We start from the raw sequence: 24,770 nt of genomic DNA on the forward strand, positions 1-24,770 counted from the left end.
CAGGAAGAGGGAGGCACGCGTGCGTGCCTCCCTCTTCCTGTTGCCTTCTGCCGCGCTACTGCGGGTCGGGGCCGACCGCCACCGGACGGGACGGGTCGGCGGACCACTCCGACCACGAACCGACGTAGAGCGCCGCCGGAATGCCCGCGACGGCCAGCGCCAGCACCTCGTGAGCACCGGAGACGCCCGAACCGCAGTACACGCCCACCTCGGTCCCCTCTGCGGCGCCCAGGCCCTTGAAGCGGTCGCGGAGTTCGGCACCGGACAGGAAGCGGCCGTCCGGGCCGACGTTCTCGGTGGTCGGCGCCGACACGGCGCCCGGGATGTGGCCGCCGACCCGGTCGATCGGCTCCACGTCACCCCGGTACCGCTCCCCCGCGCGGGCGTCGAACAGCACACCCGAGCGGGCCAGCGCCGCCGCCCCGTCCGCGTCGAGCAACTGCCCGGCACCCGCGGCCGGTTCGAAGTCGCCCTCGGCCGGTTCGGTCACGTCAGCCGAAAGAGCACCCTCCCAGGACGGCAACCCCCCGTCGAGGACCCGCACGTCCGGGTGACCCGTCCAGCGCAGCAGCCACCAGGCGCGCGCCGCCGCCCAGCCCTGTCCGCCGTCGTAGACGACGACCGGCCGGCCCGCCGAGACCCCCGCGCGGCGCATCGCCGCGCCGAAGACGGCCAGGTCGGGCAGCGGATGCCGGCCGTTCCCGCCGGGCGCGGAGGCGAGTTCGCCGTCCAGGTGCACGTACACGGCGCCCGGCAGATGCCCGGCCGCGTAGGCCGCCCGGCCGTCGAAGGGCGGTGTGCCGGGCGGCGTCAGCTGCCAGCGGACGTCCAGCAGGACGGGCGGGGTCGGCCCGGTCAGGTCGGCGGCGAGTTCGGTTGCGGTGATGATGGCTTCCATGGCCCCATCCTTACGCCAGGGGTGGCCGCATCGTCCAGGTACGACTACTCTGCTCGGCCGGACAGGCTCGATCACCGGGCGTACGGGATCGGGCACATGCTGTACAGCTGATGGACACCCGGCGGCAATCGACCGGAAACGGGCGAGAAACGGCAGATCAGGCATCCTCGCGGCGAAGCCGCCCCACGGCCGTGGACGCAAGTCGACACGGAGGGTGCGAGCATCGGCACGGGGCGTGTCCGCGGCTGCGGCACAACCGGTCCGGACAGCGGAAGCGACACGGCCACCGCGAGGGGCCGAGGAGAGAGTGACGATGACCGAGGTACGGGGAGCGGCCGGCCCGAACGGCGACACGCACGCTCGGCGCGCGCCCGGCACCCCCTGCTGGGTGAGTCTGATGGTGCACGGATTGACCGCGACCGAGGAGTTCTACGGAGCACTGTTCGGTTGGGAGTTCGAGCCCGGATCCCAGCAGCTCGGCCCTCATGTCCGGGCCCTGCTCGACGGGCGGGAGGTCGCCGGCATCGGGCAGCTGCCGCCGGACCTGCATCTGCCGATCGCCTGGACGCCGTACTTCGCCTCGGACGACGTGGACCTGACGGCCGAGACGGCCCGGCTGTGCGGCGGCACGGTGGGCGTGGGCCCGCTGGACGCGGCGGAGGCGGGGCGGATGGCCATCGCCTCCGACCCCTCGGGCGCGGTGTTCGGGATCTGGCAGGGATCGGCCCACCTCGGCACGGCCCTGACCGGTGTCCCCGGCACGCCCGTCTGGGACGAGCTGCTCACCTTCGAGACGTCGAGCGTCGCCAAGTTCTACGAGACGGTGTTCGGTTACGAGGAGGAGCCGGTGGTGTCCGCCGGCTTCGACTACGTGACCCTGCACGTAGGGGGCCGCCCGGTGGCCGGCATCCACGGCGTCGGCCTCTCGCTGCCCCGGGACCGGGGACCGCACTGGCTGACGTACTTCGAGGTGGCCGACGCGGACGCGGCCCTGCGGGAGGTCGCCGAGCTGGGCGGGCAGGTGCTGAAGCCGGCCCGGGACAGCGCACACGGGCGGGTCGCGACGGTGGCCGACCCGGAGGGCGCGATCTTCTCCGTGATCCAGAGCCCGCGCTGAGCCCACCCCGGCACCGGCGTGGAACGGCACGAGCCCGCCCGTCCCACGCCACGGTGACGCCGGTCAGCGCCTACGGCACCTGCTGACGTCGATCCGTACGATCTGCGGGTCGTGGTCGCTGGCCTGGTCGGCGAACTCGGCGTTGATGTGCACCACGTCGTAGTCGAAGCGGGTCACCGCCGGGCTGGTCAGGATGTGGTCCAGGGTCTGCGAGTTGCCGTCGTACACGTAGGTGTAGCGCTCGGCGGCCGGCAGGGTGGTGATCAGCGGGGTCAGGACGCCGCCGTCCGTGAGCGTGGTCACCGTCTGCGAGAACTCGTAGTCGTTCAGGTCGCCGAGGACCACGGCCTTGGCGTCCTCGTCCGCCGCGAGCAGGGACTTGACGAAGGTGTTGACCTCGGTGGCCTGGGCCGCGCGCTGGGTCTCCGAGCTGCGGGCCGGCGGCTGGTAGCGGCCGTGCAGGAGCTGGTCGCCGCCCTTGGAGACGAAGTGGTTGGCGACGACGAAGACGGTCCGGCCCTGGAAGACGAACTCGCCCACCAGCGGCTTGCGGCTGTCGTCCCAGGCGTCACTGGCCGGGTCGATCCGGCCCGGGGAGTAGGTGAGTCGGGCGCCCTTGCGGGTCTTGACCACACTGGTGCCCGTGGTCGCGTCGCCGCCGGGCCGGTCGGTGAAGGAGACCCGCTTGGGGTTGAAGAGGAAGACCTGGCGGATGTTGCCGCCGGGCTCGCCGCCGTCCTGGTCGTTCTCGGGCGCGATGTAGCGCCAGGAGTAACGCGGGCCGCCTGCCGCGCGGATGGCGTCGGTGAACCGCTTGAGGGTCGCCTCGGCGGTGACAGTGCCGTCGTCCGTCGCACCGTTGTCGTCCTGGATCTCCTCCAGGGCGACGATGTCGGGCGAGTTGAGGTTGACCGCGACGCCCTCGGCGAGCCGGTCGAACTTCTCCTGGTCGTCCAGCGCGTCCAGGTTCTCCACGTTGTAGGTGGCGACCGCGAGTTCGTCGCCCTTCTGGCGGCGGGTCACCTCCCGCTTGAGGCCGTTGTCGATCAGGGTGCCGAGCTGGGTGGCCTGGACGTTGTATCCGCCGTAGGTGGAGTAGTCGAGCGGGCCGGTGGTGGTGCCGGACAGTTCGTCACCCACGTTGGCCGCAGGGAAGGCGGTGGTGGTGTCGAGGGACATCACCTCGACACGGCCGGTGTTGGGCTGGTCGTAGGAGGAGTAGAGGGTGCCGCCGCGGAGGGTCGGGTTCTCGTCGGGCTTGACGGTCACCCAGAGTTCGCCGTACGCGTCGCTCGCGCCGACCACACGGTCGTCGGCGAACGTCGTCCGCATGCCCTCCAGGGACTCGTAGAAGTCCTGGGCGTAGACGGTCGGCTGGAGGGCGAGGGACTCGATGCTGCCGCCGTCGGCGGTGGGGATGTACGCGTCCGGGACGGAGGCCGGGTCCAGGGTGACGGGGGCGGGCAGCGCGTTGCCGCTGGAGAGGACGGTCGCGGTCGGGCCGTCGAGCTCGGTGACCGACTGGCTGGTGCTGCTCGGGTAGTACTCGCTGACCTTGCCGCTGACCAGCACCGAGTCGCCGACCGCCACGGTGGGGGTGGCCGAGCCGGTGTAGACGAAGACACCTTCGCTGGTGCGCGGGTCGGCGTCGGGCGTCGGATCCTGGATCCAGTAGCCCTTGGAGCCGGTCGTGCGGACGCCGGTGACGATGCCCGGCACCTTGGCGACGGTCTGCCCGGCGAGCGGGGACCTGCGGGTGGTGCCCTGGATGTCGTGGATGCGGACGGTGCCCGGCTGGGTCGGGTCGTCGCCGCCCCCGCCGTCCCCGTCGCCCGAACCCGGGGTCTGTCCGGCCGCGTTGACCGGGGAAGGGGTGCCGGCGGTGAGGTCCGCCGCGTTGTCGTCGGTGTCGGCCAGGGTGTCGGCCCGTGCCACGGAGGCGGTGTTGGAGGCGCCGGTGACCGGGCCGCTGCCCTCGCGGACCACCGCGGTGCCGTAGCCGACCAGGTCGACGATGCGGCTGTCGGCCGCGCAGTCGGCGGCGGTCTTGCAGGTCAGCGCGGTGGTGCCGGAGACCAGGGCGATGGTGCCGGTGGTCGCGCTCATCGCGATCGTGCCGGTCGCGTCCGCGGTCGGCAGGGCAGTCGTACCACCGCTGCCCTGCGACTCGGCGACGAGGAAACGGCCACCGGGGGCGACCGAGCCGCCGAGCGCGGTCACCTGCCACTGCGAGGACGACGACGGCGAACCGGGCAGGTACTGCACGCTGTAGCCGGCCAGGTCGTAGGCCGCGGACCCGGCGTTGCCGAGCTCGACGAAGTCCCGGGTCAGGGTCGCGCCGGAGTTGCCGCCACCGCCGTACACCTCGGCGATCACCGCCGTGGCGGACGGCGTGGCGTACGCGGCGGGAAGGGCGGTCATCGCGAACGCGCTCGCCACGCTCACGGAGATCAGCGGGTAGGCGGCGCGGCGCATACGGGATCTGTTCCCTGCGGGTCTGGACACGCTGGCGGTCTCCTCGGACGTCGGATGCTTCAACACACCGCGGACGGGCGGTGCTTGAACCGGGCGTGTGGGGGGAGGCGGGCTCAAGTTACGCGTGTAGACGCCGGATCGCCAAGATGCCGTGGGTTAATTCCAGGGAACGCAGAGGCGGTTGGCGGCGCGGGACGCCGTCGGCGGTCTGCGGCCGGTCCTACGTGACCGGCAGGACGTCGGGCGACAGGGCGGCCGCGCGCGCTGTCGCGCTCGTCATGCGCTTGCGGTGGTGGCGTCGGCACAGCACCTCGTAACCGACCTTTCCGGCCGATCCGTTGACATCCCCCACGACCACCTGGGCGCCCTCGACGACCATCTCGCCGTCGACCGTGCGGGCATTGTGGGTGGCGCACCAGCAGAGGGCCTCGACCTGGAGCACCTCGACCCGGTCGGCCAGCTCCACCAGCCGCTGGGAGCCGGGGAACGTCGGCGTCAGCCACACCGACGCCGACGGCTGGATCATCACGACCAACGACCCGTCGCAGCTGTCCAGCGGCTGCTTCGGCTCTGACAAGATCGTTGACCAGACCCTCGACCCAGGCAAGCACGGCACCGCCGCCCCTACACAACTGCGGCAGCACAAGCCTCCGCCAGTGCAGCCCTCTCCTCCATCCAGCACCGGGCCCTCGCGCGCACCTGTACCGTCGGCGACTACACCGTGCACCTCGCCAACGCCGACCCCACCGACCCGTCCATCGACACCCCCGGCATCTACATCGCCGGCACCGTCGCATCGCACTCGCCTAATGGGACTTGCCGGGTCGGAGAGACTCGGTGCTGTAGCCGCCAGCAGGTGAGCACTTACCTCGCCGGAAGTAGTCGAGTTCTGGTGTCAGACCGTGCCCCTGCTGGTCGGCCGGGAGGCCAGACCGCTGATGGGGTGGCGTGCCCGCCGGGCAGTGGGGCGTGAGCACTGGATCCATTGGGCCGCGCGCCGCCTTCCGCTGGCTGCAGGAAGCGAAGTGCCGTGCGAGGAGGGGAAGTTGCTGCTGATCGGCGATGACTGGGCCGAAGACCATCATGACGTCGAGGTCCAGGATGATGCGGGCCGGAAACTCGCGGCGGCCAGGCTGTCGGAGGGCGTACAGGGGATCGCGAAACTGCACGAGCTCCTGGCGAAGCACGGCGGCGGGGACCTGGATCCGGCTGCGGTGGTGGTGGGGATCGAGACCGACCGGGGTTCGTGGGTGCAGGCGCTGATCGCCTCCGGCTACCAGGTCTACGCGATCAACCCGAGGCAGGTTGCCCGGTTCAAGGAGCGGTACGGCACGTCCGGCGCCAAGAGCGACAAGGGCGACGCGCACGCGCTCGCGGACATGGTCCGTATCGACCGGGACCAGCTGCGGCCGGTCGCCGGCGACAGTGAGCAGGCCCAGGCGGTCAAGGTCGTCGCCCGCGCCCACCAGACCCTGATCCGGGAACGCACCCGCACCTTCCAGCGGCTGCGCAGCACGCTGCGGGAGTACTTCCCCGCGGCCCTGTCCGCCTACGCGGACCTGGAGCTGACCAGCACGGACGCCCTGGAACTGCTGATCAAGGCGCCCACCCCCGCGGCCGCGGTGAAGCTGACGCGCACCCAGATCACCGCTGTCCTGGCCCGTCACCGCCGCCGCCACCGCGACGCGAAGGCGGCCACGGTCCAGACAGCCCTGCGCGAGCCGCAGCTCGACCTGCCCGAGCCGGTCACCGCCGCCTACGCGGCCACCGCCACGGCTCACGCGCGGCTGATCATCACGCTCAACGAACAGATAGACGCGATGGAAGTGCAGGTGAAGGCCCATTTTCTGGCGCACCCGGACGCTGAGATCTACCTCTCGATGCCCGGCATCGCGGAGATCACCGGCGCCCGGGTGCTCGCTGAGTTCGGAGACGACCCCACCCGCTACGCGTCCGCGAAGGCCCGCAAGAACTACGCCGGCACCAGCCCGACCACCCGGGCCTCCGGCAAGAGCCACACCGTCCAGGCCCGCTACGTCCGCAACAACCGGCTCGCCGACGCCCTCCAGCGCCAGGCGTTCGCAGCCCTGCGGGCCTCCCCCGGAGCCCGTCACTACTACGACAGGCAACGCGCCCGCGAGGCGGCCTACAACCCCGCCCTCCACCAGCTCGGCAACCGCCTCGTCGGCATCCTCCACGGATGCCTCAAGACCCGCACCCTCTACGACGAAGCGACCGCATGGTCGCACCACACCCACCCGCATGCCGCTTGACACCAAACGACATGGGGTGTCTGACACCGCCGTCCCCGTGCAACTCGGCATCGTCGTCACCCTGCTGCGATCTGATGGCTCCGTCGACGCCAGCGGCACCTCGTGCATCGAACTCCTGGGCGGCACCTCCCAGGTCGCCGGCACCGCGGCCAAGGCGGCACCCCGGACTGGACCTCGATCCGCATCACGCGAAGCCCGACAACGCCATGCTGAACTCGGTCCGTCCCGCGCCTGGGCCGAATCAGCGAGCGGACTGGACTTGATCACGTTGTCACGAAACCTTGGGGTGCAAGTTGGAGAAGTGTAGAGCGGGTCGGACCGCGCAGGGGCCGACAGCCGGGGGAAGGAGCGGGCAGACGGCCGACTGAGGCCGGGACCGCCGGGCCTCGATCTCGGGACGCGAGGCTGTCGCTTTGTGTTAGCCTCATCATTTTGCGTGCTCGTGACGGCGGGCGATCCTGCCTGTCCGGTTCCTCTTGTTCGTCGACTGCTCGTTCCTACCGGGCCTTCCTCGGTACGTTCCCCATGCGGAAGGCTCTTCATGAATCACCCCGACCGCCCCGGCGCCTCCAACGGCGATCTCGCCCCGCCTGTGGCCACCGCCCCAACGGTGCCCCCTGTCGCTTCCTTCGCCGACCTGGACCTGCCGGTCGAGGTGCTGCGAACGCTTGGCGAACTCGGTCTGCGCGAGCCCTTCCCGATCCAAGCGGCCACGCTGCCCGACGCCCTCGTGGGACGCGACATCCTGGGGCGCGGGCGCACCGGATCGGGCAAGACACTCGCCTTCGGCCTGCCGCTGCTCTCACGGACGGCCGGGCGGCGCGCGGACCCGAAGCAGCCCCTCGCTCTGGTCCTGGTGCCCACCCGGGAGCTGGCCCAACAGGTCACCGAGGCGCTCGCGCCGTACGCCGACGCGCTCCGGCTGCGGATGGCCACGGTCGTCGGCGGCATGTCGATCGGCCGGCAGGCCGCTGCGCTGCGCGACGGGGCCGAGGTCGTCGTAGCCACCCCCGGCCGTCTGCACGACCTCATCGAGCGCAGGGCCTGCCGCCTGGGACGAGTACGGACCACCGTCCTCGACGAAGCCGACCAGATGTGCGACATGGGCTTCCTGCCGCAGGTCACCGAGGTGCTTGACCAGGTGCATCCCGATGGCCAGCGGATGCTGTTCTCGGCCACTCTGGACCGCGACGTCGACCAGCTTGTCCGCCGCTACCTCCACGACCCCGTCGTCCACTCGGTCGACCCGGTCGTGGGCGCAGTCACGACGACGGAGCACCATGTTCTGGTCGTCCACGGCCCCGACCGGTACGCCGTCACAACGGAGATCGCCGCCCGCGACGGCCGCGTACTGCTGTTCCTGGACACCAAGCACGCGGTCGACCAGCTCACCCGGCATCTGCGGGCCAGCGGAGTGCACGCCGCGGCCCTGCACAGCGGCAAGTCCCAGCCGCAGCGCACACGGGCCCTGGCGCAGTTCAAGAACGGCCAGATCACCGTCCTGGTGGCGACCGATGTCGCGGCCCGTGGCCTGCACGTCGACGACCTCGATCTCGTGGTCAACGTCGACCCGCCCACCGACCCCAAGGACTATGTGCACCGCGCCGGCCGCACCGCCCGAGCCGGTGAGTCCGGCAGCGTCGTCACGTTGGTGCTGTCGGGCCAGCGCCGCGAGACGAGCCGGCTGATGGCAGAGGCCGGCATCGAGCCGACCATCACCAAGGTGCGCTCGGGCGAGGCGGAGCTGAGCCGGATCACCGGGGCCAAGGCCCCCTCCGGTACCCCGCTCGACGGCGGGCCCGCCGCGCCCCGGCCCAAGAACACCAACGCTCCCTTCCGTGGCCTTGGCACCAGCAAGGACACCTCCCGCGGCGCCGGCGGCAAGTCCCGAAAGGCCGGTGAGGCCCGCAAGCTCGCCGAGGCCCGCAAGGCGGCCCTGGTGCGTCGCGGCGGCTGAGAGCCAGGCGCTACCCGCCGAAGCCGGAGCCAAGATGATGTTGCTTGTGCCTCGCACTGCGCCCGGCATGACAAGCTGTGCTTCCCACTGCCCGAGCCCAGGAGGTCACCATGACCGCAGACTCTGCATCCAAAGAAGATTCGGAGCCGCTCGACCCCGAGACGTCCGCTCTGGCACCCGACAGCGACGGTAACTACGACCTGAAACGCAAGTTCCGGGAAGCCCTGGCGCGCAAGCGCGGTGTGCAGGCGGACGCCGCTGACCTTGCTGCGAACGCCGATGCGTCGAAGGTCCGTGGGGCGCACGGCCCGGCTGCGAGCCAGCGGTCGTTCCGGCGCAAGAGCGGCGGCTGAGTCAATCAGTTCCGCGATCTGGCCGCCCTGCAGCACACCCTCTGGACGCCACGGACTCGCGCGCCCTGTGCCGAGGCCCGGGAGGTTCGCATACCCGAGTGCCGGTTGCCGGTGAGGTCGTAGCCGACGGTCTCCACCTGTGGACACGGGCCCCACCGCGGTCGGCGTGGGTCGATGGCGTCGCCGCGGTGGACTTGGTCTTGTCAGTGCCGCTCAGTTTGCGGCCCAGGATCAGGACATCGTAAGCGAGTTCGTTCCGTCGGCGAGAGTCACCGGGCGCGCGGCCGGGGACGCGGCGGCTGCGGGCACGCCGAGCCGCAGGTCCAGGTCGGGGGCTGCCGTAGTGTGACGCGCTCGGCCAGCCAAGCACCGGTCCCAGACCACGCACAGGTCGCTTCTGGGGTGGCGGGCGCCGGACCGGCGGCTGGCAACCGCCACGTATCACCATGACCGCCGTCAACGGCGCGGCAGGCAGGTTCGAGGCTCAAGAGGGGGCGAACGGCAGGACGTCCGGCGAGAGCTCGCCGGCACGCGCAGCGGCGCTCGTCATGCGGCGGCGGTGATGACGTCGGCACAGCACCTCGTAACCGACCTTTCCGGCCGATCCGTTGACATCCCCCACGACCACCTGGGCGCCCTCGACGACCATCTCGCCGTCGACCGTGCGGGCGTTGTGGGTGGCGCGGGCGCCGCACCAGCAGAGGGCCTCGACCTGGAGCACCTCGACCCGGTCGGCCAGCTCCACCAGCCGCTGGGAGCCGGGGAACAGCTTGGAGCGGAAGTCGGTGGTGATGCCGAACGCGTAGACGTCCAGGCCCAGGTCGTCGACCACGCGCGCGAGCTGGTCGATCTGCTCCGGCGCCAGGAACTGCGCCTCGTCGGCGATGACGTAGTCCGCGCGGCCGCCCTGCGAGAGGTGGTCGACCAGGTAGGCGTACAGGTCCTGGCCGTCCTCGACCTCCACGGCGTCCGTGACCAGGCCGAGGCGGGAGGAGAGCTTGCCGTGGCCCGCGCGGTCGTCGCGGCTGAAGATCATGCCGACCAGGCCGCGCGCCGACCGGTTGTGCTCGATCTGGAGAGCCAGCGTCGACTTCCCGCAGTCCATCGTTCCGGAGAAGAACACCAGCTCGGGCATTGGAAGTTGAGCACCTTTCGGGGGTGGTGGAATCGAGGGTTCTAGGAGCGTACTTCGAGCAGCGGCACGAGCTGCTCCGCGGGGGTCATCGAGCCGTGGTTGCCGACCATCGCCGACTCCTTGGGCTCCCGCTCGGAGGCGATGATCAGGACGTCGTCGTGCGCGGCCGCGACGACGTCGCCGATCCGGTCGTACACCCGCTCGTCGAACCGGTCCGGCGAGCCGAACCAGCCGGCCGTGATCGCCTCGTCCCGCGAGGCCACCCAGAACTGCTCGCCGAGCACCTCGCGCCAGCAGGTCAGGACGTCGTTCGAGGCGCCGGGCACCGCGTAGACGTGCCGGGCCCGGCCCTCGCCGCCGAGCAGGGCGACGCCCGCCTTCAGCTCCCAGTCCTCGTCGAAGTCGATGCGGTGCTGTTCGTCGAACGGGATGTCGACCATGCCGTGGTCGGCGGTGACGTACAGCGCGCTGCGCGGCGGAAGCTGCTCGGCGAGCCGCTGGACCAGCCGGTCGACGTGCATCAACTGGCCGCGCCAGGTGTCGGAGTCCACGCCGTAGCGGTGCCCTGCACCGTCCAGCTCGGCGTAGTACGTGTACACCAGGGAGCGGTCGGCGGCGGCGAGTTGCTCCGCCGCCAGGTCCATGCGCTCCTCGCCGGTCAGCCGCCCATGAAACGTTCCGCCGCTGAGCGCGACCTTGGTGAGCGGGGTGTGCTGGAAGTGCGGGGAGGACACCTGCGCGGAGTGCACCCCGGCGTCCTGGGCGAGCTGGAAGACGGTGGGGTACGGCTGCCAGGCGGCCGGGTCGGTCCAGGGCTGCCAGCGCAGCTGGTTCATCAGCTCCCGGGTCTGCGGATTGCGGACCGTGTAACCGGGCAGGCCGTGCGCGCCGGGCGGCAGGCCGGTGCCGATGGAGGCGAGGGAGGTCGCGGTGGTGGCCGGGTAGCCGGCGGTGATCGGCCGTCCGGTGCCGCCGCGCGAGCTGCCGAGCAGGGCGGTGAGGTAGGGCGCCTCGTCCGGATGCGCCTTGATCTGCTCCCAGCCGAGCCCGTCGATCAGGAAGACGCAGTTGCGGTCGGCGGGCGTCAGCTCCGTGATCGACGCGGTCATTCCGGGTACGGCCATGCCCGCGGCCAGGGTGGGCAGCAGGTCGGCGAGGGAGCCGCTGCCGTACTCGGGGAGCGGCGCGGAGTCGAGGGCGAGGGGTTCCGGATGGTCCCAGGCGGCGTACGCCATCAGCGGGTGACGTCCGCGGTCGCTTCGGAGATGGCCTGCGCGAAGACGAGCGCCTGGCGCACCGTCTCCGGGCCGTCCCCGGCCTCGCTGACCCGCAGGCTGAGGTCGTCCGCCGTGGAGTTGCCGGTGTAGCCGTGGTCGGCCTCGCAGTTGGGGTCGCCGCAGGCGGCGGGCTCCAGGTCGATGCGGGAGACGGCGCCCCAGCCGATGGTCAGCACGATCTCGCGGGGCAGGGTGCCCGGCGTGTACTGCTCCGGGTTGGCCACGACCCGGCTGACCACGACCGACGAGATCCGGCCGAGCTTGACCGACTCGGTCGAGGTGGTGGCGTACGGCGTCGGGGAGGTGCTGTCGGCCGCCTGCTCGTCGGTGTGGCTGACGATGAAGCGGTTGCCGGTGAGGACGAGCACGGTCACATGCCGCCGCACCTCGTTCTGGTCGAACGTCGTCTCCTGATGGACCAGGTACGACCGGATCGGCTCGCCGCCGATGGCGGCCTCCACCGCCTCGGCCACGAGGGCCGGGTAGTAGCCGCTGCGCTCGATCGCGACACGCAGCCCCTGGGTCGTCGTACTGGTCTTGGCCATGGCGTCCATCTTAATCCGTGGGCAAGGGGACCCGGGCCAGTCGCGCACGGCCGCGTCCGACGCGGCCGTGCGTCGCGCGCTGCCGAGTCGAACGCGGCCGACGGGTGCGGGCGTTCGACTCGGTCGGCCGGCGGTCAGTAGGCGGGCAGTGTGCGCGGGCCCAGATCGTCACGGGCCGGCGGTGGCGCGAGACGGACGGTGGCCCCCAGGACGCTCACGCCCTGCCGGGCGACCACGACCGGTTCCAGGGTGACCGCGACGACCTCGGGGTGGTCGTCGACCAGCCGGGAGACCCTGAGCAGCAGCTCCTCCAGGGCGGGCGTGTCGACGGGCGCCGAACCGCGCCAGCCGAACAGCAGGGGCGCGGTCCGGATCGAACGCACCAGTGAGGTGGCGTCCCGGTCGGTGACCGGAACCAGCCGGTGCGCCATGTCCCCGAGCAGCTGCGAGGCGGCCCCCGCGAGGCCGAAGGACACCACGGCCCCGGCGGCCGGGTCGATCACGGCCCGTACGACGGTGTCCACGCCCCGGGGCGCCATCCGCTGCACCACCGGCCGCAGCTCCTCGGGCGTCCCGTACAGCTCGCTCAACTCGTCGTACGCCCGGCGCAGTTGCTCTTCGTCCGCCAGGTCGAGCCGCACTCCGCCCAGGTCGGCGCGGTGGCGCAGATGGGGAGCGGTGGCTTTGAGGGCGACGGGATAGCCGAGGGCTCGGGCGGCTCCGACGGCGGCGTCGGGGGTGGGGGCGGGCAGCGCACGGTGCACGTCGATGCCGTACCTGCCGAGGAGCCGGCAGGTCTCCTCGACCCCGATGGTGAGCCCCTCCCCGCGTTCGAGCAGCCCGCCGATCAGCTCGGCGGCGCCCCTCTCGTCGATGTCGTCGTACTCGGGCACCTTCCCGGGTTCGGCGGCCTCCCGCCGCCACTGCCCGTACTTCACGGCTTCGGCGAGGGCCCGGACGGCCCGCTCGGCGGCGGGGTAGGCGGGGATCAGGCGGGAGCAGGGGTGGGGGGCGAGGGTCTTCGGGGACCGCGGCAGCGTGACGGACGGTGCCTCCGCTCCCGCCGTTGCCGCGGTGGGCAGGCGTTCCGCAGGGCGATGGGGGTCCCCCCGCTCGAGCGAAGCCGAGAGTGGGGGAGGGTGGGGACCGCCACCAGTGCCGGGTGCCGATGCACCCACCTGCGGTGCGGTACGGCCCGCAGCCGACAACGCCTCCGCAAGCCCCCCGAGCTCCACGTGCACCACAAGCACCGGCTTCCCCGGAACCTCTTCGGCGGCAGACCGCAGCGCCTCCGCCAGTTCCGGATCCCCCACGGCCCCCTCCCCGATCGTCGGGATCGCCGTGACGACCACCGCGTCGCACGACTCGTCCGCCAGTGCCTGCGACAGCGCCCGGTGGAAGTCCGCGGCGGTCGCCCGCGTCGTCAGGTCCAGCGGCCGGGCCGGCCGCAGCCCCTCGGCCAGGCACCGGTCGTACGTGAGCAGCCCGAGCGACTCCGAGTTGCCGAGGATCGCCACCCGCGGCCCGGCCGGCAGCGGCTGCCGCGCGAGCAGCAGCCCCGCGTCGACCAGCTCGGTGATGGTGTCGACGCGGATCACCCCGGCCTGCCGCAGCAGCGCGGACACCGTGGCGTGCGGCAGCCGCGTCGCCCGTACCGCGTGCCCGGCCGGCGCCCCCGCGCCCTGCACCACGACCAGCGGCTTCGCCGCCCCCGTCCGCCGGGCGAGGCGCGTGAACTTGCGGGGGTTGCCGATGGACTCCAGGTACATGAGGACGACGTCGGTCTCGGGGTCGTCGTACCAGTACTGGAGGACGTCGTTGCCGGAGACGTCCGCGCGGTTGCCGGACGACACGAAGGTGGAGACGCCCGTGGTGCCGGTGACACCGCCGCCGCGCCGGTGCAGCCGGGACAGCAGGGCGATGCCGATGGCGCCGGACTGGGCGAACAGGCCGATGCGGCCGGGGCGGGGCATCTCGGGCGCGAGGGAGGCGTTCAGCCGGACGTCGTCCGCGGTGTTGATGATCCCGAAGGCGTTGGGACCGATGATGCGCATGCCGTACGTGCGCGCCTGCCGGACGAGGGCGCGCTGGCGCTCACGGCCGTCGGGGCCGCTCTCCGCGTACCCGGCCGCGAGGACGACGAGCCCCTGGACGCCGTGCTCGCCGCACTCGGTGACGACCTCGGGCACGTGCTCGGCGGGTACGGCGACCACCGCGAGGTCGACAGGGCCGTCGATGTCCCTCACCGAGCGGTGCGTCGGCACCCCGTCGATCTCCTTGAGGTCTTCCGGGAAGGCCTGGTTCACGGCGTGCAGGCGGCCGGTGAAGCCGGCGTCCCGGAGGTTGCCGAGGACGCTGCGGCCGACCCCGCCGGGTGCGCGGCCGACGCCGATCACCGCCACGGAACCGGGTGCGAGCAGCCGTCGTACCGAGCGGGCCTCCGCGCGCTGCTCCCGCGCGCGCTGGACGGCGACCGAGCGGTCCGTGGGCTCCAGGTCGAACTCCAGGCGGACGACGCCGTCCTCGAAGCTGCGCTGCTGGGTGTATCCGGCGTCCGTGAACACCTTGATCATCTTGGAGTTGGCGGGCAGCACCTCGGCTGCGAAGCGGCGGATCCCGCGCTCGCGCGCGACGGCCGCGATGTGCTCAAGCAGGGCGGAGGCGACGCCGCGCCCCTGGTGGGCGTCCTGGACGAGGAAGGCGACCTCGGCCTCGTCGGCGGGCGCCGAGGCGGGCGTCCCGTCGGCGCCAATGCGGTCATAGCGTACGGTTGCGATGAACTCGCCGCCGATGGTGGCCGCGAGTCCCACCCTGTCCACAAAGTCGTGGTGCGTGAAGCGGTGGACGTCCTTGGCGGAGAGCCTGGGGTAGGGCGCGAAGAAGCGGTAGTACTTCGACTCGTCCGAGACCTGCTCGTAGAAGCTGACCAGGCGGTCGGCGTCATCAACGGTGATGGGCCGGATGCGTGCGGTACCGCCGTCGCGCAGCACCACGTCAGCCTCCCAGTGGGACGGGTACTCGTGCCGGTCCTGCGGGTCCGCCGGGGTCTGCATGGGCCCCAGAGTACGGCTCGCGTCCGACAACGGCGCGAGGCAGTCTGTGGAGGACGGAAGCCGGACCGAGGCCGCGGTCCGACGACACACCCGGAGGGGCTTACGTCCCCTCCGGGCATGCTTCACGATATGGGAAACTGGTCTAGACAACCCTGAACACCGAAGGGCAGCATCACATGGCTGAGCGCCGCGTCAACGTCGGCTGGGCCGAGGGCCTCCACGCCCGCCCCGCTTCCATCTTCGTCCGAGCCGCCACGGCCGCAGGCGTCCCGGTCACGATCGCCAAGGCCGGGGGCAACCCCGTCAACGCGGCCTCCATGCTGGCTGTCCTGGGGCTGGGCGCCCAGGGTGGCGAGGAGATCGTCCTCGTCTCCGACGCCGAGGGCGCGGACGCCGCTCTCGACCGCCTGGCCAAGCTGGTCGCCGAGGGTCTCGAGGAGCTCCCCGAGACCGTCTGAGCGCCCGGCGCCCGCACGTCCGGGGCCGCGCCACTCCCCCAAGGGGCGGCGCGGCCCCGCCGTTTCCCCCTCAGCCCCGGAGTCCGCACCGGGCCACTCGTCATGTGCCGCAATTCCATGACACCCGCACATGACTTCACGACAGGGCCGCGCCCGGCTTTACGACGGCCCCGTCCCGGACTTTGCGAAGGCCCCGGCGCCCGGCTTTACCGCGAGCGCACGAAAGAAGCGCGACCGTGAATTCCCGGCGCGCATGAATTGGGGCAGCGAAAACAGACCCCGCCGAATAACATCTCTTTGTATACGGTGCGCGTGTTAATGCCGCAGGCCCGACATGTTTACGGAGTGTTGCGAAGTCCTCACACCGTTCGCCCGTTCGGTGGTACCGGAAAAGCGCAGCCGGTGGGAGACCGCCGAGCGCTCGGTGTGCAGGGCCGTGACCGCCCGGGCCCGCTCGGCGTCGCCGCGCGCCACCGCGTCCACGATGGCGCCGTGCTCCGTCCAGGACTCCACGGGGTTGGCGGGCGTCTCCACGGTGTACATCCAGGCGATCTTGTGCCGCAGCTGGGTGAGCGTCGAGGTCAGCGCGTGGCTGCCGGAGGCCTGCGCAAGGGTCTCGTGGAACCAGCCGCCCAGGGAGCGCAGATCCTCGCTGTTTCCCCGCCTGGCCCGCTCCTGCCCCAGCCGGACCAGTCCGCGCAGCACCTTGAGGTGGGCCTCGGTGCGGCGCTGGGCGGCCCGGGAGGCGCCGAGCGGCTCCAGGAGCATGCGCATCTCCAGCAGGTCGGCGGCCTCCTGCTCGGTCGGTTCGGCGACGCACGCGCCCGCGTGCCGGCGCGTCACGACGAAGCCCTCGGCCTCCAGGGTGCGCAGGGCCTCGCGGACGGGGACGCGCGAGACCCCGTAGCGGCGGGCCAGGAGTTCCTCGGTGAGCCGGCTGCCGCGCTCGTAGACACCCGCGACGATGTCGTCCCGGATCGCTGTGCATACCGAGTGCGCCGGAATACGCATGACCGACCTCCGCCTTAATCCCCGTGAAACGCCGCCGAGTGGCGCCCGTTCCGTGACTCTATTGCAATGAGCCGGAATTTCCGACGGCGGGCCGGAATCCAGGGATATATTTTGGACACCGGGTGCACGAAAACGACGAAAGCCCCGGCACAGGGGCCGGGGCTCCGGAAGATCTCGCGGGTTGCTTCCGCAGTGCTCTGCCGGGTTCGCCTTGGTGGTCGGGTGCGGGTGCGTGGGGGTTGCTCGCGCCCACGCGGCGGCAGCCGCAAATCGGAAACAGCCCCGCGCCCCTGAAGGGGCGCGGGGAACTGCGCGACCAGCCACGACGCACCCGCATCCCGCAAAGGGCGCTCGGCCCGTCGGTCTCGGTGCGGGGCCCGCGTCCGACTGCCGTCAGACGTTCACGCCGTGCTTGCGGAGGTAGGCGACCGGGTCGACGTCGGAGCCGTAGTCCGGGGTGGTGCGGGCCTCGAAGTGGAGGTGGGGGCCGGTGGTGTTGCCGGTCGCGCCGGAGAGGCCGATCTGCTGGCCCGGGGTGACCTTCTGGCCGACCGAGACGCCGATGGACGAGAGGTGGCCGTACTGGGTGTACATGCCGTCGGCCATCTTGATGACGATCTCGTTGCCGTACGCCCCGCCCCAACCGGTGGAGACGACCGTGCCGGTGCCGACGGCGTGTACGACCGTGCCGCTGGCGGCGTGGAAGTCGATGCCGGTGTGGGCGCCGGAGGACCACAGGGAGCCGCCGGTCTTGTAGCCGGTGGAGACGTAGGAGTCGCTGATCGGCGCGACGAAGGTGTTGAGGCGCTTGCGCTCGGCCTCGCGGGCGGCGCGTGCCTTGGCCGCGCGCTCCTTCCTGGCCTGCTCCGCGGCCTTCTTGCGGGCGGCCTCCTCGGCCGCCTTGCGCTCGGCGACGGCCTTCTGGGCGGCGGCCTGGGCGTCGATCTGCTCGGCGACGGAGTCGCTGATCGTGATGACCGGGGTGAGGCCGGTCTGCTCGACGGAGTTCTCGGCGGCGAGCGCCGGGGCGGCCGAGACGGTGCCGACGACACCCGTGGTGGTGAGGGCCGCGATACCGGCGGCCTGCGCGGTGGTGCGCTTCACCCGGCCGGGACGACGGTGCTTCCCGGAGGCGCACATGAACGCCATGTAGAGGCTGGTCCTTTCCTTCCCTCTCGCCTACCGGGTTAGCTGACGGGTTCGGAGCAGGAAGGTCTCCTACGGGCCCCCTCGCGACACGCGCGGGCGCCCGATTCACCCCAGGGACTGCATGGGTCCCCGGCTCCCCTGGCTCGCGCCGTACGGGGACTCGGCGATGACTGTCCGGTGCCGCGGATGCGGCGCACTGCCTGACGGACAGCCCGGAAGAACCTACGAGGCCGCTCGTCCCCCGCCCAAACGGAACGCCGTTTTTGTAGCGCATCCCACAGGGCAGACAGGCAACCTCCACCTCAATTCGGACATGCGAGAGCCCTGATGACCCGACGGTCACCAGGGCTCTTCACCCGCGTGTGCCCTACTCCGCGGCGACGACGGTGACTTCGCCGATCCCGAGGGCCTCGACGGGCTCCTTGATCTGCGCCGCGTCCCCGACGAGGACGGTCACCAGGCGGTCCACCGGGAAGGCGTTCACCACCGCCGCGGTGGCCTCCACCGTGCCGGTGGCGGCCAGTTGCCGGTACAGCGTCGCCTGGAAGTCGTCGGGCAGGTACTGCTCGACCTGGTCGGCCAGGGTGCCCGCGACGGCCGCCGCCGTCTCGTACTTGAGCGGCGCCACCCCGACGAGGTTCTGCACGGCCACGTCGCGCTCGGCGTCCGTGAGGCCGTCGGCGGCGAGCGTGCGCAGCACCGTCCACAGGTCCGTCAGGGCCGGACCGGTGTTCGGGGTGTCCACGGAGCCGCTGATGGCGAGCATCGAGACACCGGTGCCGTCGGGGGCGGACCGCAGCACCTGCCCGAACGAGCGGACGCCGTAGGTGTAGCCCTTCTCCTCGCGCAGGACGCGGTCCAGGCGGGAGGTGAGGGTGCCGCCCAGGCAGTAGGTGCCGAGCACCTGGGCGGGCCAGACACGGTCGTGCCGGTCGGAGCCGACGCGGCCGATGAGCAACTGGGTCTGAACGGCGCCCGGGCGGTCCACGATGACGACCCGGCCGGTGTCGTCGGCGGTCACGGACGGGACCGGGCGGGGCTGCCCGGTGGCGGCGCGCCAGGCGCCGAGGGTCTCGCCGAGCAGCTCGTCCAGGTCGATGCCGGTCAGGTCGCCGACGACGACCGCGGTGGCCGTGGCGGGGCGGACGTGCCGGTCGTAGAAGGCACGCACGGCGGCCGCGTCGATCTTCTCGACGGTGTCCTCGGTGCCCTGGCGCGGGCGGGACATCCGCGCGGTGGCCGGGAACAGCTGCTTGTAGAGCTCCTTGGCGGCCCGGCGGCTGGGGTTGGCCAGCTCGTGCGGGATCTCGTCGAGGCGGTTGCGGACCAGCCGCTCGACCTCGCTGTCGGCGAAGGCGGGCGCCCTGAGGGCGTCGGAGAGCAGCCCGAGGCCCTTGGCGAGCCGGGAGGCCGGGACCTCCAGGCTGATGCGGACGCCGGGGTGGTCGGCGTGCGCGTCGAGGGTGGCGCCGGCCCGCTCCAGCTCGGCGGCGTACTCCTCGGCGGAGTGCTTGTCGGTGCCCTCGGAGAAGGCGCGCGACATGATGGTGGCGACGCCGTCCAGGCCGGCCGGCTCGGCGTCCAGGGGCGCGTCCAGGAGCACCTCGACGGCGACGACCTGCTGGCCCGGGCGGTGGCAGCGCAGCACGGTCAGGCCGTTGTCCAGGGTGCCGCGCTCCGGGGCCGGGAAGGCCCAGGGCTTGGCCTCGCCCGGCTGCGGCTGAGGGTGGAAGTCCATGGTGGCGAGCTCGGTCACTTGGCCGTCTCCTCGTTCTCGTTGCCGGCCTCTACGGTCGCTTCCTGCTCCGGGTCCTCGCCGCGCCCCGCCTCCTCGGTGTGCTCCGCGGACTCCGCGGACAGCGGCTCGTAGACGAGCACCGCGCGGTTGTCGGGACGCAGCCGGGCCTTGGCCACCTCCTGGACGTCCTCGGCGGTGACCTGGAGGACGCGCTGGACGGCGGTCAGGGCGAGCTGCGGGTCGCCGAACAGGACGGCGAAGCGGCACAGTTCGTCCGCTCGGCCCGCGACGGTGCCCAGCCGGTCCAGCCACTCGCGTTCCAACTGGGCCTGGGCGCGCTCCATTTCCTCGGGTGTCGGGCCGTCCTCGGCGAACCGGGCGAGCTCCTCGTCGATGGCGGCCTCGATGACCGGCACCTCGACGTCACCGGAGGTCTTCACGTCCAGCCAGCCCAGGGAGGGCGCCCCGGCGAGCCGCAGCAGGCCGAAGCCGGCCGCGACGGCCGTACGGTCGCGCCGTACCAGGCGGTTGTAGAGGCGGGAGGACTCGCCGCCGCCGAGGACGGTGAGGGCCAGGTCGGCCGCGTCGGACACGCGTGTGCCGTCCTCCGGGAGCCGGTAGGCGGCCATCAGCGCCCGCGCGGGGACCTCCTCGACGACGACCTCGCGCAGCTGCTCGCCCATGATGTCGGGCAGCGAGCCGTCGCGCGGGACGGGCTTGCCGTCGTGCGCCGGGATGGAACCGAAGTACTTCTCGACCCAGGCGAGGGTCTGCTCCGGGTCGATGTCGCCGACGACCGACAGGACGGCGTTGTTGGGCGCGTAGTAGGTGCGGAAGAACGCGCGCGCGTCCTCCAGGGTGGCCGCGTCCAGGTCCGCCATCGAGCCGATCGGCGTGTGGTGGTAGGGGTGGCCCTCCGGGTAGGCGAGCGCGGTCAGCTTCTCGAAGGCCGTGCCGTAGGGGACGTTGTCGTAGCGCTGACGGCGCTCGTTCTTGACGACGTCCCGCTGGTTCTCCATCGACTCGTCGTCCAGGGCGGCGAGCAGCGAGCCCATGCGGTCGGCCTCCAGCCAGAGGGCGAGCTCCAGCTGGTGGGCGGGCATGGTCTCGAAGTAGTTGGTGCGCTCGAAGCTGGTGGTGCCGTTGAGCGAGCCGCCGGCACCCTGGACGAGCTCGAAGTGGCCGTTGCCCTTCACCTGGGCGGAGCCCTGGAACATCAGGTGCTCGAAAAGGTGAGCCAGGCCGGTACGGCCCTTGACTTCGTGCCGGGAACCGACGTCGTACCAGAGGCAGACCGCCGCGACCGGGGTCAGGTGGTCCTCGGAGAGCACCACGCGCAGACCGTTGGCCAAGCGGTGCTCGGTCGCTGCCAGGCCTCCGGAGCCTGTCTCGGCCGTGGTCGTGTGACCCATGGGCATGTACGTCCCTTCGCTCGCGGAAGCGGTCTCGAACCGCGGTTTTTCTGCCGGTCCTGCCACTGTATGCAAGCGCGCGGGGACCCGGCGAAGTTCCCGCACGACGTACGCCCAGAGCGGATCGCCCCGGCGGATCGCGTAGCCTGCGTCCCACCCGCTCTGTGACGGCTTCCGGCACCGGGGCGGGCCCGCGTAGACCGGGTCCTGGCCCGGGTTGTCAGTACCACGGTCCACAATGGTCCGCGTCAGATCCGTTCACGCATGAGCAAGGAGCCGGCAGCGATGGCCCGCCGCAGCACGAAGACCCCGCCGCCCGACGACTCGTTCGAGGAGAGAATCCTCGACATCGACGTCGTGGACGAGATGCGCGGCTCCTACCTCGAGTACGCGTACTCGGTCATCTACTCGCGCGCCCTGCCGGACGCCCGCGACGGCCTCAAGCCGGTGCACCGGCGGATCGTCTACCAGATGAACGAGATGGGCGTGCGCCCCGACCGCGCCTATGTGAAGTGCGCGCGCGTGGTCGGCGAAGTGATGGGCAAGCTGCACCCGCACGGCGACGCGTCGATCTACGACGCGCTGGTGCGCATGGCCCAGCCGTTCTCGATGCGCGTCCCGCTGGTGGACGGCCACGGCAACTTCGGCTCCCTGGGCAACGACGACCCGCCGGCCGCCATGCGGTACACCGAGTGCCGGATGGCCGAGGCGACCAGCCTGATGACCGAGTCGATCGACGAGGACACGGTCGACTTCTCGCCCAACTACGACGGCCAGGAGCAGGAGCCGGTGGCGCTGCCCGCCGCGTTCCCGAACCTGCTGGTGAACGGCTCGTCGGGCATCGCCGTCGGCATGGCGACCAACATGCCGCCGCACAACCTCGGCGAGGTGATCGCGGCCGCCCGCCACCTGATCCGCTACCCGAACGCGGACCTGGAAACGCTGATGAAGCACGTCCCGGGCCCGGACCTGCCCACCGGCGGCCGGATCGTCGGCCTGGAGGGTGTCCGGGACGCGTACGAGACGGGCCGCGGCACCTTCAAGATCCGGGCCACGGTGGCGGTGGAGGCGGTGACGGCCCGCCGCAAGGGCCTGGTCATCACCGAACTGCCGTTCACGGTCGGCCCCGAGAAGGTCATCGCCAAGATCAAGGACCTGGTCAACGCCAAGAAGCTGCAGGGCATCGCCGACGTCAAGGACCTCACCGACCGCGAGCACGGGCTGCGTCTGGTCGTCGAGATCAAGAACGGCTTCGTGCCCGAGGCGGTCCTGGAGCAGCTCTACAAGCTGACGCCGATGGAGGAGTCCTTCGGCATCAACAACGTGGCGCTGGTGGACGGCCAGCCGCTCACGCTGGGCCTGAAGGAGCTTCTCGAGGTCTACCTGGACCACCGCTTCGAGGTGGTCCGCCGGCGCAGCGAGTTCCGCCGCACCAAGCGCCGCGACCGTCTGCACCTGGTGGAGGGCCTGATCACGGCCCTCGTCGACATCGACGAGGTCATCCGGCTGATCCGCTCCAGCGAGAACAGCGCGGACGCCAAGCAGCGCCTGATGGAGCGCTTCTCGCTGTCGGAGATCCAGACGCAGTACATCCTGGACACCCCGCTCCGCCGTCTCACCAAGTACGACCGCATCGAGCTGGAGGCGGAGAAGGAGAAGCTCACCGCGGAGATCGCCGAGCTGACCCGGATCCTGGAGTCGGACGCGGAGCTCCGCAAGCTGGTCTCGGCCGAACTGGCCGCGGTCGCCAAGAAGTTCGGCACCGAGCGGCGCACGGTCCTGCTGGAGGCGTCCGGTGCGCCGGCGGCCGTGGTGCCGCTCCAGGTCGCCGACGACCCGTGCCGGGTGCTGCTGTCCTCGACGGGCCTGCTGGCGCGCACGACGAACGGCGAGCCGTTCCCGGCGGACACCGACGGCAGGCGGGCCAAGCACGACGTGATCGTCTCCGCGGTCCCCGCGACCGCGCGCGGCGAGGTCGGCGCGGTGATCTCGACGGGCCGCCTGCTGCGCATCAACGTCGTCGACCTCCCCCAGCTCCCCGAGACGGCGGCCGCCCCGACCCTCGCCGGCGGCGCGCCCCTGTCCGAGTTCCTCTCCCTGGAGGATGGCGAGTCGGTGGTCTGCCTGACCACGCTGGACGAGTCCTCACCGGGTCTCGCCCTCGGCACCGAGCAGGGCGTGGTGAAGCGTGTGGTGCCCGACTACCCGTCCAACAAGGACGAGTTGGAGGTCATCACCCTCAAGGAGGGCGACCGGATCGTCGGCGCGGTGGAGTTGCGCACCGGCGAGGAGGACCTGGTCTTCGTCACGGACGACGCACAGCTGCTGCGCTACCAGGCCTCCCAGGTGCGTCCGCAGGGCCGTCCGGCGGGCGGTATGGCGGGCATCAAGCTCACGGAGGGCGCGAAGGTCATCTCCTTCACGGCGGTCGACCCCGCGGCCGACGCGGTGGTCTTCACGGTGGCCGGCTCGCGCGGCACACTCGACGACTCGGTCCAGACGACGGCCAAGCTGACCCCGTTCGACCAGTACCCGCGCAAGGGCCGGGCCACCGGCGGCGTGCGCTGCCAGCGGTTCCTGAAGGGCGAGGACTGCCTGTCCTTCGCCTGGGTGGGCCCGGTCCCGGCCAAGGCGGCCCAGAAGGACGGCTCCCCGGCCGAACTCCCGGAGATGGACCCGCGCCGGGACGGCTCCGGCGTGTCGCTGCCGAAGACGGTGTCGGTGACGGCGGGCCCGGTCTAGGCCCCGTACCCGTCGTCAGGGCCTTCCGCGAGGCCCTGTGCGCCGTCGTCGGGGTCCTCCGCCGGGCCCTGGACATAGCGCAGGACGCCCCACATGCCGTGCTCGTCGGCGTGTGGGGCGTCGTTCGTGCACGCCTCCAGCTCCTTGCGCAGCGCGGCCGTGTCGATGCCTGAGCCGATCAGCACGAGCTGCGTGAGCCGCTCCTCCTCGTTCCCCCAGGCTTCCGGGTAGAAGCGCAGGAACCGCCCCACGGCATGCACGGCGTACCGGTTGGCCGTGTCGTACGGCCCGAGGTCGACGTACCCCTTGATCCGGTAGAGCCCCTCGGGACGGCTGTCGAGGAAGGCCATCAGCCGACGGGGGTCCAGGGGCAGCGCGGCGGCGAAGGACAGGCTGTCGTAGGCGGTGTGCAGATGTCCCTCGTGCGTGCCGTCGTCGTGGCGGTCGTGCAGGTCGTCGAAGGACAGCTGTCCGATGCGCTCCTCGCCGGGCCGGCAGTCGAAGAGGAACCCGGGGTCGATACGGCCGTAGGTCGCCGGGACTACGGCGGCCCCCCGATCGCTGAGCGACCGTACGAGCCCGAGGACGCGTTCGGCGCCTTCTGCGGCCCGGTCGAGCTTGTTGACGACGACCAGGTCGGCCAGGGCGAGGTGCCGGTCGATCTCGGGGTGCTTCGCGCGCGTGCCGTCGAACTCGGCGGCGTCGACGACCTCGACGAGGCCGCCGTAGACGATCCCGGGATGCTCGCTGGCGAGCAGCATCCGGACGAGTTCCTGGGGTTCGGCGAGACCGCTGGCCTCGATCACGATGACATCGACGCCGGTCGCGGGGCCCGCGAGCCGCTCCAGGTAGACGTCCAGTTCGCCGGCGTCGACGGCACAGCACAGGCACCCGTTGCCGAGCGAGACAGTCGAGTCGCCGAGGGCCCCGGCCACGGCCATCGCGTCGATCTCGATGGCCCCGAAGTCATTGACGATCGCCCCGATCCGGCTGCCCCCGCTGCGGTGCAGCAGGTGGTTGAGGAGCGTGGTCTTCCCGGACCCCAGGAATCCGGCGAGGACGACTACCGGGATCTGTCGGAGGGTGGGGTGCTGCTCCAACGGGGGCCTCTTTCGCACGGGCGGGGGTGGCGGGCCGGTCCAGGATAGGAAACCGCCGGACCGGACACCGCGACCCG

General features: G+C 71.7%; 17 protein-coding genes, 1 pseudogene and 1 riboswitch. Of the genes and pseudogenes, 6 read left to right on the plus strand and 12 right to left on the minus strand.

Annotation, left to right across the window (positions count from 1 at the left end; translation table 11 throughout):
- Positions 1-55: 55 nt before the first annotated feature.
- The gene (locus ACFWPS_RS39740) at positions 56-898 is read right to left on the minus strand and encodes a sulfurtransferase (protein WP_383714919.1); all 843 of its coding nucleotides are present in this window, start codon (positions 896-898) and stop codon (positions 56-58) included.
- Between the two features lie 313 nt (positions 899-1,211).
- On the opposite strand from ACFWPS_RS39740, the gene ACFWPS_RS39745 reads away from it, so the two are divergent.
- Positions 1,212-2,015, plus strand: coding sequence for a VOC family protein (locus ACFWPS_RS39745; protein ID WP_383714921.1), 804 nt, complete (start codon positions 1,212-1,214; stop codon positions 2,013-2,015).
- Between the two features lie 63 nt (positions 2,016-2,078).
- Here ACFWPS_RS39745 and ACFWPS_RS39750 read toward each other — a convergent pair whose 3' ends face one another.
- Positions 2,079-4,490 carry an endonuclease/exonuclease/phosphatase family protein gene (locus tag ACFWPS_RS39750; protein ID WP_383715040.1) on the minus strand — a complete coding sequence of 804 codons (2,412 nt, stop codon included), beginning with the start codon at positions 4,488-4,490 and terminating at the stop codon, positions 2,079-2,081.
- A gap of 220 nt (positions 4,491-4,710) precedes the next feature.
- Positions 4,711-4,977: pseudogene (locus ACFWPS_RS39755) on the minus strand (thymidine kinase); the annotation flags it as partial.
- A gap of 559 nt (positions 4,978-5,536) precedes the next feature.
- On the opposite strand from ACFWPS_RS39755, the gene ACFWPS_RS39760 reads away from it, so the two are divergent.
- The 3 genes from ACFWPS_RS39760 to ACFWPS_RS39770 all read left to right on the plus strand — a co-directional run bounded on the left by ACFWPS_RS39760 (position 5,537) and on the right by ACFWPS_RS39770 (position 9,073).
- Positions 5,537-6,763 (plus strand): IS110 family transposase, encoded by a 1,227-nt coding sequence (locus ACFWPS_RS39760; RefSeq protein ID WP_383714923.1) that lies wholly within the window; start codon positions 5,537-5,539, stop codon positions 6,761-6,763.
- Between the two features lie 541 nt (positions 6,764-7,304).
- The gene (locus tag ACFWPS_RS39765; protein WP_383714925.1) at positions 7,305-8,720 is read left to right on the plus strand and encodes a DEAD/DEAH box helicase; all 1,416 of its coding nucleotides are present in this window, start codon (positions 7,305-7,307) and stop codon (positions 8,718-8,720) included.
- A gap of 110 nt (positions 8,721-8,830) precedes the next feature.
- A complete protein-coding gene (locus tag ACFWPS_RS39770; protein ID WP_383714928.1) occupies positions 8,831-9,073 on the plus strand; it encodes a DUF5302 domain-containing protein in 243 nt (80 codons plus the stop codon).
- 484 nt (positions 9,074-9,557) lie between these two features.
- On the opposite strand, the gene ACFWPS_RS39775 is transcribed toward ACFWPS_RS39770, so the two are convergent.
- From ACFWPS_RS39775 to ACFWPS_RS39790, 4 genes are all read right to left on the minus strand, one after another.
- Complete coding sequence (locus ACFWPS_RS39775; protein ID WP_383714930.1) at positions 9,558-10,208, minus strand: thymidine kinase; 651 nt, start codon at positions 10,206-10,208, stop codon at positions 9,558-9,560.
- A 41-nt stretch (positions 10,209-10,249) separates the two neighbouring features.
- Positions 10,250-11,443, minus strand: coding sequence for an alkaline phosphatase family protein (locus tag ACFWPS_RS39780; RefSeq protein ID WP_383714932.1), 1,194 nt, complete (start codon positions 11,441-11,443; stop codon positions 10,250-10,252).
- A complete protein-coding gene (locus ACFWPS_RS39785) occupies positions 11,443-12,030 on the minus strand; it encodes a DUF5998 family protein (protein ID WP_089104457.1) in 588 nt (195 codons plus the stop codon). Before ACFWPS_RS39785 ends, ACFWPS_RS39780 begins: the two co-directional genes overlap by 1 nt.
- Before the next feature lie 134 nt (positions 12,031-12,164).
- Positions 12,165-15,083, minus strand: a complete 2,919-nt coding sequence (locus tag ACFWPS_RS39790; protein ID WP_383714935.1) for a GNAT family N-acetyltransferase — start codon at positions 15,081-15,083, stop codon at positions 12,165-12,167.
- 176 nt (positions 15,084-15,259) lie between these two features.
- On the opposite strand from ACFWPS_RS39790, the gene ACFWPS_RS39795 reads away from it, so the two are divergent.
- Complete coding sequence (locus tag ACFWPS_RS39795) at positions 15,260-15,541, plus strand: HPr family phosphocarrier protein (protein WP_383714938.1); 282 nt, start codon at positions 15,260-15,262, stop codon at positions 15,539-15,541.
- A gap of 315 nt (positions 15,542-15,856) precedes the next feature.
- Here ACFWPS_RS39795 and ACFWPS_RS39800 read toward each other — a convergent pair whose 3' ends face one another.
- The 4 genes from ACFWPS_RS39800 to ACFWPS_RS39815 form a co-directional block, all read right to left on the minus strand.
- Positions 15,857-16,552: a GntR family transcriptional regulator gene (locus tag ACFWPS_RS39800; RefSeq protein ID WP_383714940.1), complete on the minus strand. Its 696-nt coding sequence runs from the start codon at positions 16,550-16,552 to the stop codon at positions 15,857-15,859.
- Between the two features lie 393 nt (positions 16,553-16,945).
- Positions 16,946-17,701, minus strand: a complete 756-nt coding sequence (locus ACFWPS_RS39805; RefSeq protein WP_383714943.1) for a M23 family metallopeptidase — start codon at positions 17,699-17,701, stop codon at positions 16,946-16,948.
- A 12-nt stretch (positions 17,702-17,713) separates the two neighbouring features.
- A riboswitch (cyclic di-AMP (ydaO/yuaA leader) is annotated at positions 17,714-17,877 on the minus strand.
- Between the two features lie 191 nt (positions 17,878-18,068).
- Positions 18,069-19,457: a M16 family metallopeptidase gene (locus tag ACFWPS_RS39810; RefSeq protein WP_383714946.1), complete on the minus strand. Its 1,389-nt coding sequence runs from the start codon at positions 19,455-19,457 to the stop codon at positions 18,069-18,071.
- Positions 19,454-20,857, minus strand: a complete 1,404-nt coding sequence (locus ACFWPS_RS39815; RefSeq protein WP_383714949.1) for a M16 family metallopeptidase — start codon at positions 20,855-20,857, stop codon at positions 19,454-19,456. Before ACFWPS_RS39815 ends, ACFWPS_RS39810 begins: the two co-directional genes overlap by 4 nt.
- A 279-nt stretch (positions 20,858-21,136) precedes the next feature.
- Here ACFWPS_RS39815 and ACFWPS_RS39820 point away from each other — a divergent pair, with 279 nt between their 5' ends.
- On the plus strand, positions 21,137-23,593 hold the full coding sequence (locus tag ACFWPS_RS39820; protein WP_383714952.1) for a DNA topoisomerase (ATP-hydrolyzing) subunit A: 2,457 nt from the start codon (positions 21,137-21,139) through the stop codon (positions 23,591-23,593).
- Here the strand turns inward: ACFWPS_RS39820 and ACFWPS_RS39825 are convergent.
- Positions 23,590-24,693 carry a CobW family GTP-binding protein gene (locus ACFWPS_RS39825; RefSeq protein WP_383714954.1) on the minus strand — a complete coding sequence of 368 codons (1,104 nt, stop codon included), beginning with the start codon at positions 24,691-24,693 and terminating at the stop codon, positions 23,590-23,592. The two genes, ACFWPS_RS39820 and ACFWPS_RS39825, sit on opposite strands and share 4 nt — an antisense overlap.
- Between the last annotated feature and the right edge of the window lie 77 nt (positions 24,694-24,770).

This window comes from Streptomyces sp. NPDC058457 (assembly GCF_042720695.1).
Taxonomy (GTDB): Bacteria; Actinomycetota; Actinomycetes; order Streptomycetales; family Streptomycetaceae; genus Streptomyces.

Excerpts from the sequence above, each read along its gene's own strand:
- ACFWPS_RS39775 (WP_383714930.1), bottom strand. The coding sequence starts at position 10,208 with ATGCCCGAGCTGGTGTTCTTCTCCGGAACGATGGACTGCGGGAAGTCG.
- ACFWPS_RS39780 (WP_383714932.1), bottom strand. The coding sequence starts at position 11,443 with ATGGCGTACGCCGCCTGGGACCATCCGGAACCCCTCGCCCTCGACTCC.
- ACFWPS_RS39750 (WP_383715040.1), bottom strand. The coding sequence starts at position 4,490 with ATGCGCCGCGCCGCCTACCCGCTGATCTCCGTGAGCGTGGCGAGCGCG.
- ACFWPS_RS39765 (WP_383714925.1), top strand. The coding sequence starts at position 7,305 with ATGAATCACCCCGACCGCCCCGGCGCCTCCAACGGCGATCTCGCCCCG.
- ACFWPS_RS39745 (WP_383714921.1), top strand. The coding sequence starts at position 1,212 with ATGACCGAGGTACGGGGAGCGGCCGGCCCGAACGGCGACACGCACGCT.
- ACFWPS_RS39795 (WP_383714938.1), top strand. The coding sequence starts at position 15,260 with ATGGCTGAGCGCCGCGTCAACGTCGGCTGGGCCGAGGGCCTCCACGCC.
- ACFWPS_RS39815 (WP_383714949.1), bottom strand. The coding sequence starts at position 20,857 with ATGCCCATGGGTCACACGACCACGGCCGAGACAGGCTCCGGAGGCCTG.
- ACFWPS_RS39770 (WP_383714928.1), top strand. The coding sequence starts at position 8,831 with ATGACCGCAGACTCTGCATCCAAAGAAGATTCGGAGCCGCTCGACCCC.
- ACFWPS_RS39820 (WP_383714952.1), top strand. The coding sequence starts at position 21,137 with ATGGCCCGCCGCAGCACGAAGACCCCGCCGCCCGACGACTCGTTCGAG.
- ACFWPS_RS39740 (WP_383714919.1), bottom strand. The coding sequence starts at position 898 with ATGGAAGCCATCATCACCGCAACCGAACTCGCCGCCGACCTGACCGGG.
- ACFWPS_RS39785 (WP_089104457.1), bottom strand. The coding sequence starts at position 12,030 with ATGGCCAAGACCAGTACGACGACCCAGGGGCTGCGTGTCGCGATCGAG.
- ACFWPS_RS39790 (WP_383714935.1), bottom strand. The coding sequence starts at position 15,083 with ATGCAGACCCCGGCGGACCCGCAGGACCGGCACGAGTACCCGTCCCAC.
- ACFWPS_RS39805 (WP_383714943.1), bottom strand. The coding sequence starts at position 17,701 with ATGGCGTTCATGTGCGCCTCCGGGAAGCACCGTCGTCCCGGCCGGGTG.
- ACFWPS_RS39800 (WP_383714940.1), bottom strand. The coding sequence starts at position 16,552 with ATGCGTATTCCGGCGCACTCGGTATGCACAGCGATCCGGGACGACATC.